The organism is Flavobacterium sp. LM4 (assembly GCF_002017935.1).
Classification (GTDB): domain Bacteria; phylum Bacteroidota; class Bacteroidia; order Flavobacteriales; family Flavobacteriaceae; genus Flavobacterium; species Flavobacterium chungangense.
The window spans coordinates 3,142,734-3,155,685 of the sequence record NZ_MUFW01000001.1 but is presented as its reverse complement, the minus strand read 5'-3'; the positions used below and the strand labels follow the sequence as shown (position 1 = coordinate 3,155,685).

The following is a 12,952-nucleotide window of genomic DNA, read 5'->3' as shown; positions in this document are numbered from 1 at the left end:
CAAATTTACAAATTAATTTTATATCAATTTGTGCTTTCTATTTTTTTAGATTTTGATTTATAAGTAAGACCGTAAACAGTAAATGCCAATATTGATAAAGCTACACAGCCAATTGTTACAGCATGCCAACCTCCTAATTTCCATAGTAACAATCCATAAGCTGATCCGGCAGCTGTTCCTAAAAAACTAAATGACATAAAAACGGTATTCAATCTGTTTCTGGCTTCCGGAAGTAAGGAATACACACGGGTTTGATTAGAAATATGTACCCCCTGAATTCCTATGTCAATAAATACAATTCCAATCGCAATTCCGATAACGCTTTCAATTGAGAAATAGAACACCAAAAAACTAATCAATATCAACAGACAACCGTAACCAACCGCAACTCTTGAATTTCCCTTATCGCCCATTTTCCCAACTAACGGTGCTGCCAAGGCTCCTGAAGCTCCAACAATTCCGAATAAACCAATTGTAGCACTGTTAAAATTGAAAGGTTGTCCAGAAAGCAATAAAACCATTGTTGTCCAGAAAGCGCCAAACTGGGCAAAACTAAATACATTGATTAAAGTTGCTTCACGCAAAATTGGCTGTGTTTTTATAAGTGTAAATAAAGACTGAATTAATTGTCCATAAGTTCCCTGAAATTGAGGTTTATTGACTGGAAATTTATTCTGAATGACAAAAAAGATTAAAAGACAAATTGCGGCAGCAATATAAAACATCGATCTCCACCCTAAAATTTCTCCAATAAAACCGCTTAAAGTTCGCGAAAGTAAAATTCCGACCAAAAGACCGCTCATAATAGTCCCTATAACTTTTCCTCTTTGTTCGTGACTGCTTAATGATGCTGCGAGAGGTAAAATAAGCTGCGGTACTATAGACGTAATTCCGATAAGTAAAGACGCAATTTGTAAAATAAGAAAGCTTTTTGCCGTAGCTGCAATGATTAATGCAATAACTGAGGCAAAAGTGGTCATTAAAATTTGCCTTTTACGTTCGATTTTATCTCCCAGCGGAACCATAAAAAACAATCCGATGGCATAACCTGCCTGTGTAAGATACGTTATGGTTCCCGCACTGGCTTGGGGGATTTTAAATTCGTTGGCAATTAAGACAATTAAAGGCTGGCAGTAATACAGATTTGCAACTATAAGACCAGTGCAAACTGCCATAAACAGGACATTCGTTTTAGATAAATTCATGCTGCAAAAATACCAATCTAATCTGTAGTAAAATTTTAAAAAATGTATAATTTTTTTAAAATTTCAATCAAATCAACTCTATATTTTATGGATTATGCCGATTTAGTACTTCATGAAATCTTCACGCATCGGACTAAAAACATCTGTCAGCATTCCTTCTTCAACGCACAAAACACCATGAATGGCATGGGGTGGAATATAAAAACTATCCCCTTCTTTCAATAATTTTGTCACTCCGTTTATCGTAACATCAAATTTGCCTTTTGCAACGTAGGTTACCTGCGTATGATAATGCTCGTGTAAAGCTCCAACAGCGCCTGTTTCAAAATATACATTAACCAGCATAACGCGGCTGTCGAATGCCAGAATTTTACGTTTGACACCTTCTCCAACTACTTCCCACTGAATTTCTTCTCCGAAAAGGAATTCATTACTTGTAACAGAACTTTCCATAGTTATTTATTTATTTCATTTATTATGCAAAAATAAAGCATTTAGATGAGTTAATATTTCGTTGGGAATGTTTTTACACTATTCAATTTTAAAATTGATTCTCAAAATCTTTTATAAAAAGCGCAAGTACTTCTAAAGTTTGTGAATTAATGACCATGCCTGCTTCATCAATTTTACCGCGAATACCCTGAATTAAAAGCTGGTTATGTTCTTCGAATTTGGCTTCTAATGTTTTCATTATTAACAAAAGCTGTTGATGTGCCATTTCACCGGATGCTGATGCAGTTATTAATCCTGTCTTTTTATTTGAAAAAATGGTGGTAGAAACACACCATTCCAGAGCATTTTTTAAACTTCCGGGCAAACTAAATACGTATTCAGGAGTACAAATCAACACTCCGTCTGCCCTGATGATTTTGTTTCTGAAAAAAATAACCTTTTCAGGAGGAAACTCATCATCCAAATCCGGATTGAAATGTGGAATTCCTTCTAAATCTTCAAATATTTCAATCTCAAACTGATCGTTTATATTCTCCGAAATAAATTTCAGAATTTTAAAATTACTCGAATTCTTTCTTGTACTTCCTGTTATGGCAAAGATTTTTATTTTTTTAATTGACATTTTAATTCTTTAAACAAATATTTCCAAACTGTTTGATTTGTAAATATAATAAACACAAATAGCTTAAAATGATTGCTGCAAGAGTATTTTACTGAATGACAGCAATATCTTTTTTTATTAACAGAAGTTCTTCAGCCAAATGATTCTTTTCAAAATATCTTTCTAAATCTGTTAGTCTTTTAATATTATCGTACTTTATACCCGAATTTAGTTTTCTCTGGCAAACGGAACATAATCTTATAGAACTTTTGTCTGTTTCACTCATACTATTGGTTCCATTCATTACACAGTCTGCAGTAATACAATGATGCAAACCAAACATATGACCTATTTCATGAGAGCCTATTTTCAACAGTCGAGACAAACAGAGATTAAAATTATCAGTAGTCAGTTTTCCGTCCTGTAGTCTGTAAATCGAACTTACACCAACCTTATCCCGATAAGATGCTAATCCAAAAACAAAATTCCATTCCGGCTTGGGGTATAAATCAACTTCTGTCAGACCCATCAGAGCAATTCTGTTTAAAGGTTTGTCTTTTTTTAAAACATTGTCTAAAATATACCCTGCTAAAAACTGTTGGTTATTTTCATGTCCAACTCTTTGTGCAGACTCAGGAATTACATCATTTGAAACAGTTTCTAATGTTTTTGTTTTTAATTGAAAGTAAATTTCAAGATATTCCCGAAGTAATTCTATTTGCTTGTTTTGCAGAGAATTAAAATGACCGATTGGTCTGATATAAATAATATTGGATTCATTGGTTGGAACAATATGTTTCGAATTTATGAATTGCTCAAAACTCTGTCCTTTTTCTTTATGGGTAAACAACCATTCACCTTCAACAGGTTTTGTTAATTTAACATCATTTTTTTCAATCTGGTCGAAATATTCATTTTCACTTTGTGCAATGCATGAACACAAAAGTATAATAATCAGAAGTGTAACTTTTTTCATATATAAATTGGGGCTTATGGCGCCAAAAATAAATAATCAAAATCTAAAATCGTAATAATTTTATAGAATTTTTCTTATAACAAAGAAAAAAAAATGCTTTCCGGTTAAAACTTTATTTACAAAACCAAAACAGTAATAATGTATACTAACATAATGACTGTGGTTTATAAAATATTTTATACAAAAAGGAATGATTACCTTTGCTTCAAATTAATAAAATGACTGTAACAGACAACTCTGAAAAAAACAATTTACATCCGCGAAATCTTCATCGTTCACGATATGATTTCGAACTTCTTATTTCAAATTGTCCGGAGTTAAAAACATATGTTGCCAAAAACATTCATGGAATTGAAACGGTCGATTTCAGTAATCCTGATGCCGTAAAAATACTGAACAAAGCATTGCTGCAAACATATTACGGCATTCAAAATTGGGATATTCCTAAAAATTATCTTTGTCCTCCAATTCCGGGAAGGACTGATTACATTCATTATTTAGCTGATTTATTGGCTGAAACTAATAACGGAAATATTCCTGTAGGATCATACGTTTTAGGCTTGGACATAGGGACCGGAGCAAACTGTATTTACCCTATTTTAGGAAATGCGATTTACGATTGGAATTTTGTTGGGACAGATATCGATGAAAAAGCGATACAAAATTGCAGTAAGATTATCGAAGGAAACCCTAAATTAATTGAGTCAATCAGTTTACAGCAACAAACCGAGTCCCGTTTCATTTTCAAAAATATTATCATACCTGAGGACCGATTTACTTTTACGATGTGTAATCCGCCTTTTCATGCTTCAGCTCTTGATGCCAAACAAAGTACAGTACGTAAAGTTTCAAATTTAAATCCAAAAGAAAAGAAAACAACAAACCCTGTTTTAAATTTTGGAGGCCAAAATGCTGAGTTATGGTGCAATGGCGGGGAGATTGGTTTCATCACTCAAATGATTCACGAAAGTGCCAAATATGCCATGCAATGCCAATGGTTTACTACTTTGGTTTCTAAAAGAGAAAATCTTTCGAGCATTTACAAAACGCTAAATAAAGTGAATGCCGCATCTATAAGAACGATTGATATGGCTCAGGGGCAAAAAACAAGCCGAATTGTAGCCTGGAGTTTTTTAAGTGAATCAGAACAAATGGCATGGAAGATTTAAAATTACAATTTCTATAAAAAATTGTAATTATGATAGTTTAAATAAAAATTTTGATACTCTCATTGAACCATTTATAGGTACCTTTAATAGTAAATTGAATTTTACTATTATGACAAGAATACTCCTTAAATTTATGATTTTCTTTTTGGTTTTTGGATGCGCATCTACTAAAAAAGCAAAATTTGAAGAATACGTTTTTCAGACAAAAAAAGAAAAACAGAACTATTTAAACTCCTATAACAAAGCTTTAAAACTTTGGGATGTTCCCTATACAGAAGAAAATATCAAAACAAGTTTCGGAATCGCTCATGTTATATTAGCAGGGCCTAAAAATGGAAAAGATTTGGTATTACTTCACGGAATGGATGCCAGTTCTACTATGTGGTATCCAAACATAAAAGCATTAACAAAAAACAACCTCATCCATGCTATCGATTTTATAATGGAACCCGGAAAATCAACCTTGATGGGCAAGCCGCTTTCAAAAGAAGAAATCGTATTGTTTTATAATGAAATTTTTAATCACTATAAATTAAAAAACTTTAATATAGTCGCAGCATCACGAGGAGGCTGGATCGCTACTTTATTGGCTGCTCAAAAAACAAATTCAATTAATAAAATAGTTTTACTTAGTCCGGCTCAAACTTTTAAATTTATCGACAAGCTTGGAAAAACATCTTCTGCTTTATTTTTAAAGATTTTTCCAAGCGAAAAGAAATTCCTAAACACATTAAAAACGTTCTCTACACATCCTGAAAAAATAAGCCCGGTATACAAAAGACAATTTTATCTGGCTAATAAATATGCCAGTTCCAATTCAAGTATGTTAAAAATGACCCCTTTTTCTAATGACGAATTAAAATCCATACAAAACCCTGTTTTAGTTATTATAGGCGATCAGGACGTTATTAATTCTGAACAGAGTCTTGTAAAAGCAAAAGAATGTTTACCAAACAGCAAGACTAAAATAATAAAGGATGCCGGACATTTTTTGACTATTGACCAATCAAAAATTGTCGATGATGTTATTGTTGATTTTTTAGAATAATCGCAATTTTAATTCTTTTGGTAATATATTTTATAGAATTCAAACTTTGTATCTTTACAAAACTAATTTCATCTGTCAAAAATGAATTTTCAAGTTTCTTCAGAATATAGTCCAAAAGGAGATCAGCCTCAGGCAATCCAAAAACTTTCACAAGGTATTGTTGATGGTGAAAAATATCAAACTTTATTAGGTGTAACGGGGTCAGGTAAAACATTTACAATGGCCAATGTGATTCAGGAAGTACAGAAACCAACCTTGGTTTTGGCACATAACAAAACTTTAGCTGCACAGTTATACTCTGAATTCAAACAGTTTTTCCCTAATAATGCCGTAGAATATTTTGTTTCTTACTACGATTATTACCAGCCGGAAGCTTTTATGCCTGTAACAGGTGTTTTTATCGAAAAAGATTTATCTATCAATGAAGAGCTTGAAAAAATGCGTTTGAGCACGACTTCTTCATTACTTTCAGGACGCAGGGATATTTTAGTAGTGGCTTCGGTTTCTTGCTTGTACGGTATTGGAAACCCTGTGGAATTTCAAAAAAATGTTATTGAAATCACGAGAGATCAGGTTATTTCGAGAACTAAATTATTGCACAGTCTTGTACAAAGTTTATACGCCAGAACAGAAGCCGATTTTAATCCCGGAACTTTCCGAATCAAAGGCGATATTGTAGAAGTATACCCGAGTTATGCCGATGACGCCTATCGAATTCACTTTTTTGGAGATGAAATTGAAGAAATTGAATCGTTTGATGTAAAGACCTCACAGGTAATAGAAAAATTTAAAAGGCTGACGATTTATCCGGCCAACATGTTCGTGACTTCTCCAGATGTATTACAGGGTGCTATTTGGGAGATTCAGCAGGATTTGGTAAAACAGGTTGATTATTTTAAAGAAATAGGCAAACATTTGGAAGCCAAACGTCTGGAAGAAAGAACCAATTTCGATCTGGAAATGATTCGGGAATTAGGGTATTGTTCCGGAATTGAGAATTATTCCCGCTACCTTGACGGAAGAGAAGCCGGAACAAGGCCTTTCTGTCTGTTGGACTATTTTCCAAGTGATTATTTAATGGTAATTGACGAAAGTCACGTAACGGTTTCGCAGGTTCACGCCATGTACGGAGGCGACCGAAGCCGAAAAGAAAATCTGGTAGAATATGGTTTCCGTCTTCCTGCAGCAATGGATAACCGACCTTTGAAATTTGAAGAATTCGAAGCTATGCAAAATCAGGTAGTTTATGTTTCTGCCACTCCGGCCGATTACGAATTGCAAAAATCAGATGGTATTTATGTAGAACAGATTATTCGTCCAACCGGATTACTGGATCCAACTATTGAAGTCAGACCGAGTTTAAATCAAATAGATGACTTAATTGAAGAAATTCAGGTACGTTGCGAATTGGATGAAAGGGTTTTGGTAACTACCCTGACCAAAAGAATGGCAGAAGAATTAGCAAAATATCTAACTAAAGTTGGTGTTCGCTGCCGTTATATTCATTCAGAAGTGGATACATTAGAACGTATCGAAATCATGCAGGACTTACGAAAAGGTATTTTTGACGTATTGATTGGAGTAAATTTGCTTCGTGAAGGGTTAGATTTACCCGAGGTTTCATTAGTCGCTATTTTAGACGCAGATAAAGAAGGTTTTCTTCGTAATCACAGATCTTTAACCCAGACTATTGGTCGTGCAGCCAGAAATATAAACGGAAAAGCAATTATGTATGCTGATAAAATTACAGCCAGTATGCAAAAAACGATTGATGAAACCAATTACCGTAGGACCAAACAAATTAATTTCAATACAGAAAACGGCTTAACACCACAGGCATTAAACAAAAAAATTGAAAGTGCTTTTACTAAAAATCCTTTGGTCGAATATGAATTGGGACACACTTTACCTGCAGCTGCCGAACCTGAAACTGCCTATTTATCAAAATCTGAATTAGAGAAATTAATACGCGAAAAGCGTAAATCGATGGAAAAAGCAGCGAAAGAATTAGACTTTTTGCAGGCTGCCAAATTGCGTGATGATATTAAAAAATTGCAGGATCAGCTTTCTTAAACTCTAAATTTTCAATTGATTTTTTTTTATAATTGGCTATTCTTAAAAGCCTTAATTTTGCAGTTCTTAAAAATATTCATCTTTTAATTTCTCAGATGTTTTCAAAATTTAAAAATCATATTTCGGCGAGATTTCCTTTTTTGGAAAATAAAAAGCTCTTTCTTGCTGTTAGTGCCGGATTAGACAGTATGGTTTTACTGCATTTGTTTCAGCAATCAGAATATGAAATTGCCGTTTTGCATTGTAATTTTCAGCTTCGCGGATTAGAAAGTTTTGGTGATCAGGATTTCATTCGCAATTACTGTGAAGAAAATAATATCTCCATTTTTACAACCCAGTTTGATACCGAAGCTTTTGCAAAAGACTACAAACTTTCTACCCAGATAGCAGCCCGTGAACTGCGATACAGCTGGTTTTATGAACTATTGGAAACTCATAAATTCGATTATATCCTGACTGCTCATCATGCTGATGACAATCTGGAAACTTTTATTATTAATCTGAGCCGTGGTACCGGATTGGACGGCCTTGTTGGTATTCCTGAGCAAAATGATAAAATTATCCGTCCGCTTTTGCCTTTTTCCAGAGAAGAGATCCTGAATTATGCCAAAGATAATATTATCGAATGGCGCGAAGACAGCAGCAATGATTCGAATAAATATCTACGAAACAAGATTCGCCATGATCTTGTTCCGGTTTTAAAAGAAATCAATCCTAATTTCCTGAAGGCTTTCCAAAAAACACAATCTTATTTGCAGGAATCTAACGAAATGGCAGAAGATGCTTCCATTATGATTTATCAGCAGGTAGCAAAAGAATCCGGAGATGAAATTCATTTCGATTTAAAACAACTTAAAAAACTACCTAATTACAGATCGTATTTGTATCAATGGCTGAACGAATTTGGATTTCTGGCATGGAATGATATTTATGACCTGGTAGACGGACAATCAGGAAAACAAGTGTTTTCGACAGAGTTTCGATTATTGAAAAACAGAGAAACTTTGATTTTGAGTCCGATTGTTGAAATGCAGGAAATAGAAGAATTTCAAATCAATGAAAATGATCAGGAAGTTAATTTTCCCTTAAAGTTGAGTCTTTGTAACGTTAGTCACATAACTATAGATTCAAATAAAGTTATATTTGTAGATGCTGAAAAAATTCAGTACCCGCTGATTTTACGAAAATGGAAAGAAGGCGATTCTTTTCAGCCTTTTGGAATGAATGGAAAATCGAAAAAAATCAGCAAACTCTTTAAAGATGAGAAGTTATCTCTGATTGATAAAGAAAACACATGGCTTTTATGTTCAAATAATCAAATTGTATGGGTTATTGGAATAAGGCAGGATGAACGATTTAAAATAGAAAACACCTATAAAAAAATACTTAAAATAGAACTGCAATAATGAACTTTAATCAATCTCGTCAGGCTATAACGCCAAAAAGTTTCTGGAGTAAATCCATTTTATTTTTACTGTTTTTCTTTTTTGCTTTTGCAAACAGTAATGCCCAGATTTTAGAACCTGTAAAATGGACTTCTAAAATCGAGAAAAAATCTGAAACTAATTTCGTTTTAATTTTTGACGGAATTATAGAGAAAGACTGGCATATGTATTCGCAATTTACTCCGGAAGGCGGTCCGTTAGCTTTAGAAATTGCTTTTAAAAACCAAAAAGGAAATTATAATTTAGTTGGTAAAGCCAAAGAAGGAAAAACTAAAACATCGTTTAACGATATTTTTGAAGTAAACGAGACCTATTTTGAAGGAAAAGCCCATATAGAACAGGAAATCAAGGTAATAAATCCTAATTTAAAAACCGTTGAAGTTGAATTTGATTTTCAGGTTTGTAAAGAGGTTTGCATCAATTCGAATAAAAAATTCTCAATAGCTATTCCGGCAACTTTTAAAATGGAGACAGTTCCGGCTGTAACAGAAGCTAAAAAGGACGAAACCAAAAAAGAAGGTTTAGTTGTTGACACAGTAGTTAAAAAAGAAGCAGACTCTAAAGTAATTAAATTAGAAAAAATAGATAATGCAACGGCAAAAGTCGTAGACGATTTACAAAAGCCTGCTCCGGCAAGAAGCTTATGGTCTATCTTTTTTATTGCTTTTATATCCGGATTTGCAGCTTTGCTTACGCCTTGTGTTTTTCCTATGATACCAATGACGGTAAGTTTTTTTACCAAACAAAGCAAAAGCAGAGCAAAAGGAATTCGTAATGCTATTATTTACGGGCTTTCTATAATTGCTATTTATGTAATTTTAGGATTAATTGTAACAAAGATATTTGGAGCAGATGCTTTAAATGCATTGTCAACAGATGTTTGGTTTAACCTGATTTTCTTTGTGATACTAATTATTTTTGCTACTTCTTTTTTAGGAGCGTTTGAAATTATGCTTCCAAATTCATGGGCAAATAAAGCAGATCAGCAGGCAGATAAAGGCGGTATAATTGGCATATTATTTATGGCTTTGGCTTTGGCTATCGTTTCATTTTCATGTACCGGACCAATTGTCGGAACCTTATTGGTCGAAGCGGCCTCTAATGGTGGAATCGCTCCGGTTGTTGGAATGTTGGGATTCTCATCTGCATTAGCTCTTCCGTTTATGTTATTTGCAATGTTTCCGGGATGGTTGAATTCATTGCCAAAATCAGGAGGCTGGTTAAATACCGTAAAAGTTGTTCTTGGATTTTTAGAATTAGCTTTGGCTTTTAAATTTTTATCAAATGCTGATTTGGTTTTACAATTGCATTTTCTGGAAAGAGAAGTTTTTATAGCCATTTGGATTGCTATTTTTGCAGCCCTGACATTATATTTATTTGGAAAAATTACATTACCTCATGATAGTCCTTTGCAGCATATTTCTGTTGGAAGATTATATTTAGGTATAATTACGCTGGTATTTACAGCTTATTTAATCCCTGGTCTTTGGGGAGCTCCTTTGAAATTAATTAGTGCTTTTCCGCCGCCGCCACAATATAGTGAAAGTCCTTTTGGAGTAGGGAGTTCAGGAAGCGGCAATACAACTACATCTGAAAAAGGCCTGCCAAAAGGAGCCGAATTAGGACCACATGGAATTGTAGTTTTTCATGATTATGAAGATGGTCTTGCGTATGCAAAATCAATCAACAAACCCATTATGCTAGATTTTACAGGATATGCCTGTGTAAATTGCAGAAAAATGGAAAATAATGTCTGGTCTGATGAAAGAGTTTTACCCATCTTAAAAAATGATGTAGTTTTAATTTCTTTATATGTGGATGATAAAAGAGAATTACCGGCAGACAAACAATTTGTAACAGCTTCGGGAGATAAAATTGAAACGGTTGGAGATAAATGGACTGAATTTATGATTTCAAAATACAAAACCAATACACAGCCTTTATATGTTATTACTGATTTAGAAGGAAATAATCTAAACAGCTCTAAACCTACAATTAGTTATGTTGATGTTGAAGAGTATTTGGTTTGGCTAAAAGAAGGGATTTCAAATTTCAAGTAATAAAATGAAATTTACTGAGTTTTAGATTTAATTATTAGTGGTGCATTTGGTTTATTGGCATAACAAAGACAATGTAAAACACGAAGAAAAAAAGGATGCATGAAGGTTCCGGATAGAAATATTTAAATCATGGGTAATTTTATTTTCTTTTCGATTTATTATTTTGCCTCGTTTGTTTTTTCTCTTTGTAAATTCATTACTTTCTAAATAGAAAAGCTAACCAAAATTTAATTAAAGGTTGAAATTAATTCAAACAAAATGCCCTCTAAGCTTAATCTTAGAGGGCATTTTTATATTGGTTAATTGAAAATTAACTTCTTATAAGTATTCTCCGTGTTGAGAAATATCTAATCCTAATTCTTCTTTTTCTTCAGTAACTCTTAGTGGAGTAATTTTATTAACGATGAAGAATAATACATATGAAGCTACAAAAGCAAAGATTGAAACAATTACTAAAGCTTTTAATTGTGTTAAGAATAAAGTAGCATCACCAAAAATTAATCCTTGATTCTTACCAACAATTGAATTTACAGAGTTAGAAGCAAATACTCCTGTTAACAACATTCCTACCATTCCACCAACACCGTGACAAGCAAAAACGTCAAGAGCATCGTCAATTTTTCCTTTAGGGAATTTGCTCACAACAAGATTACTGATAACACTTGCAATGATACCAATTGCTAAAGCGTGAGGGATACTTACAAAACCAGCAGCTGGTGTGATTGCTACCAAACCTACAACTGCACCAATACATGCTCCCATTGCAGATAATTTGTGTCCTAAAATCTTATCAAGGAAAACCCATGCCATAGCAGCAGCAGCAGCAGCAACAGTTGTTGTTCCTAAAGCTTGTGCAGCAAGACTTCCTGCTCCAACAGCAGAACCAGCATTGAAACCAAACCATCCGAACCATAATAAACCTGTACCTAATAATACATAAGTGATTCTGGCAGGGTTAACTTTTTGTACTTTACGTTTTCCTAAGAACATAGCTCCGGCTAAAGCAGCCCAACCAGCACTCATGTGTACTACTGTTCCTCCTGCGAAATCTAAAACTCCCCATTTGAAGAACAATCCATCAGGATGCCAAGTCATGTGACATAATGGGGCATAAATAAATATTATAAATAAAACCATGAACAACAAATAAGCCCAGAAACGTACACGCTCTGCAAATGCTCCTGTTATTAAAGCTGGTGTAATAATCGCAAATTTTGCCTGAAATAAAGCAAAAAGAAGAAAAGGAATTGTTGGTGCTAATTCCCATGCTGTATTTGCACTTACGCCTTGAAAGAAAATATTCGAAGTAGGATCTCCTATAAATCCGCCTATTGATGGTCCAAAGCATAATCCGAATGCAATAACTACCCATAGAATCGTAACAATTACCATTGCCATGAAACTCTGTAACATAGTACTAATTACATTTTTCTTACCTACCATACCTCCGTAGAAGAAGCCTAATCCTGGAGTCATTAACAACACAAGAGCAGTTGCAACAATCATCCATGCAGTATCACCTGTGTCCATTTTTAGTTCAACAACGTGTGCACCTAGTGTTTTTGATTCAGTAACAAATGAAATAGAAAAAATAGATAGTAACAGAATTGTGATCAGTATCACACTTAAAATAATTTTTCGCATAGTTATTTAGTTTTAAAAATTTTGATAAAAATATAAAATCATTCAATACCCCCATTAAAAATAGTACTCAATGCTTAATTTTTGTTAATTTTTCATTTTACCCCCCTTTGTTTTACACCTATTTGTTAAAACATACTTAAAATTTATGATTAATTAATACAGTCATAATAACAAAAACTTTTTAACGCTATATATTACTACAAAAAAATAGTACTAATTTCGATTTTAAACGAATCCACGACTATTTTATGAGTGTTTTTCTAAATTCAATTAGATTA

10 protein-coding genes are annotated in these 12,952 nt (G+C 33.5%); 5 read left to right on the top strand and 5 right to left on the bottom strand.

The window, feature by feature from the left end; genetic code table 11:
* Window positions 1–23: 23 nt before the first annotated feature.
* The 4 genes from BXU10_RS13835 to BXU10_RS13820 form a co-directional block, all read right to left on the bottom strand.
* Complete coding sequence (locus BXU10_RS13835; RefSeq protein ID WP_223255440.1) at window positions 24–1,175, bottom strand: MFS transporter; 1,152 nt, start codon at window positions 1,173–1,175, stop codon at window positions 24–26.
* Window positions 1,176–1,307: 132 nt separating this feature from the next.
* Window positions 1,308–1,658, bottom strand: coding sequence for a cupin domain-containing protein (locus tag BXU10_RS13830; protein WP_078227807.1), 351 nt, complete (start codon window positions 1,656–1,658; stop codon window positions 1,308–1,310).
* Between the two features lie 88 nt (window positions 1,659–1,746).
* Complete coding sequence (locus BXU10_RS13825; RefSeq protein ID WP_078227806.1) at window positions 1,747–2,280, bottom strand: NADPH-dependent FMN reductase; 534 nt, start codon at window positions 2,278–2,280, stop codon at window positions 1,747–1,749.
* An 88-nt stretch (window positions 2,281–2,368) separates the two neighbouring features.
* Window positions 2,369–3,235, bottom strand: a complete 867-nt coding sequence (locus BXU10_RS13820; protein WP_078227805.1) for an archaemetzincin — start codon at window positions 3,233–3,235, stop codon at window positions 2,369–2,371.
* Window positions 3,236–3,453: 218 nt separating this feature from the next.
* On the opposite strand from BXU10_RS13820, the gene rlmF reads away from it, so the two are divergent.
* The 5 genes from rlmF to BXU10_RS13795 all read left to right on the top strand — a co-directional run bounded on the left by rlmF (window position 3,454) and on the right by BXU10_RS13795 (window position 11,030).
* Window positions 3,454–4,404: a 23S rRNA (adenine(1618)-N(6))-methyltransferase RlmF gene (gene rlmF / locus BXU10_RS13815; protein ID WP_078227804.1), complete on the top strand. Its 951-nt coding sequence runs from the start codon at window positions 3,454–3,456 to the stop codon at window positions 4,402–4,404.
* Between the two features lie 109 nt (window positions 4,405–4,513).
* Window positions 4,514–5,452: an alpha/beta fold hydrolase gene (locus BXU10_RS13810; RefSeq protein ID WP_078228003.1), complete on the top strand. Its 939-nt coding sequence runs from the start codon at window positions 4,514–4,516 to the stop codon at window positions 5,450–5,452.
* An 81-nt stretch (window positions 5,453–5,533) separates the two neighbouring features.
* Window positions 5,534–7,525: an excinuclease ABC subunit UvrB gene (gene uvrB, locus BXU10_RS13805; RefSeq protein WP_031453743.1), complete on the top strand. Its 1,992-nt coding sequence runs from the start codon at window positions 5,534–5,536 to the stop codon at window positions 7,523–7,525.
* Window positions 7,526–7,620: 95 nt separating this feature from the next.
* The gene (gene tilS, locus BXU10_RS13800; RefSeq protein WP_078228002.1) at window positions 7,621–8,931 is read left to right on the top strand and encodes a tRNA lysidine(34) synthetase TilS; all 1,311 of its coding nucleotides are present in this window, start codon (window positions 7,621–7,623) and stop codon (window positions 8,929–8,931) included.
* Window positions 8,931–11,030 (top strand): cytochrome c biogenesis protein CcdA, encoded by a 2,100-nt coding sequence (locus BXU10_RS13795; RefSeq protein WP_078227803.1) that lies wholly within the window; start codon window positions 8,931–8,933, stop codon window positions 11,028–11,030. Before tilS ends, BXU10_RS13795 begins: the two co-directional genes overlap by 1 nt.
* Before the next feature lie 318 nt (window positions 11,031–11,348).
* On the opposite strand, the gene BXU10_RS13790 is transcribed toward BXU10_RS13795, so the two are convergent.
* Window positions 11,349–12,674 carry an ammonium transporter gene (locus BXU10_RS13790; RefSeq protein ID WP_078227802.1) on the bottom strand — a complete coding sequence of 442 codons (1,326 nt, stop codon included), beginning with the start codon at window positions 12,672–12,674 and terminating at the stop codon, window positions 11,349–11,351.
* Window positions 12,675–12,952: the final 278 nt, after the last annotated feature.

Excerpts from the sequence above, each read along its gene's own strand:
- BXU10_RS13790 (WP_078227802.1), bottom strand. The coding sequence starts at position 12,674 with ATGCGAAAAATTATTTTAAGTGTGATACTGATCACAATTCTGTTACTA.
- BXU10_RS13820 (WP_078227805.1), bottom strand. The coding sequence starts at position 3,235 with ATGAAAAAAGTTACACTTCTGATTATTATACTTTTGTGTTCATGCATT.
- BXU10_RS13795 (WP_078227803.1), top strand. The coding sequence starts at position 8,931 with ATGAACTTTAATCAATCTCGTCAGGCTATAACGCCAAAAAGTTTCTGG.
- BXU10_RS13810 (WP_078228003.1), top strand. The coding sequence starts at position 4,514 with ATGACAAGAATACTCCTTAAATTTATGATTTTCTTTTTGGTTTTTGGA.
- BXU10_RS13835 (WP_223255440.1), bottom strand. The coding sequence starts at position 1,175 with ATGGCAGTTTGCACTGGTCTTATAGTTGCAAATCTGTATTACTGCCAG.
- uvrB (WP_031453743.1), top strand. The coding sequence starts at position 5,534 with ATGAATTTTCAAGTTTCTTCAGAATATAGTCCAAAAGGAGATCAGCCT.
- tilS (WP_078228002.1), top strand. The coding sequence starts at position 7,621 with ATGTTTTCAAAATTTAAAAATCATATTTCGGCGAGATTTCCTTTTTTG.
- BXU10_RS13830 (WP_078227807.1), bottom strand. The coding sequence starts at position 1,658 with ATGGAAAGTTCTGTTACAAGTAATGAATTCCTTTTCGGAGAAGAAATT.
- BXU10_RS13825 (WP_078227806.1), bottom strand. The coding sequence starts at position 2,280 with ATGTCAATTAAAAAAATAAAAATCTTTGCCATAACAGGAAGTACAAGA.
- rlmF (WP_078227804.1), top strand. The coding sequence starts at position 3,454 with ATGACTGTAACAGACAACTCTGAAAAAAACAATTTACATCCGCGAAAT.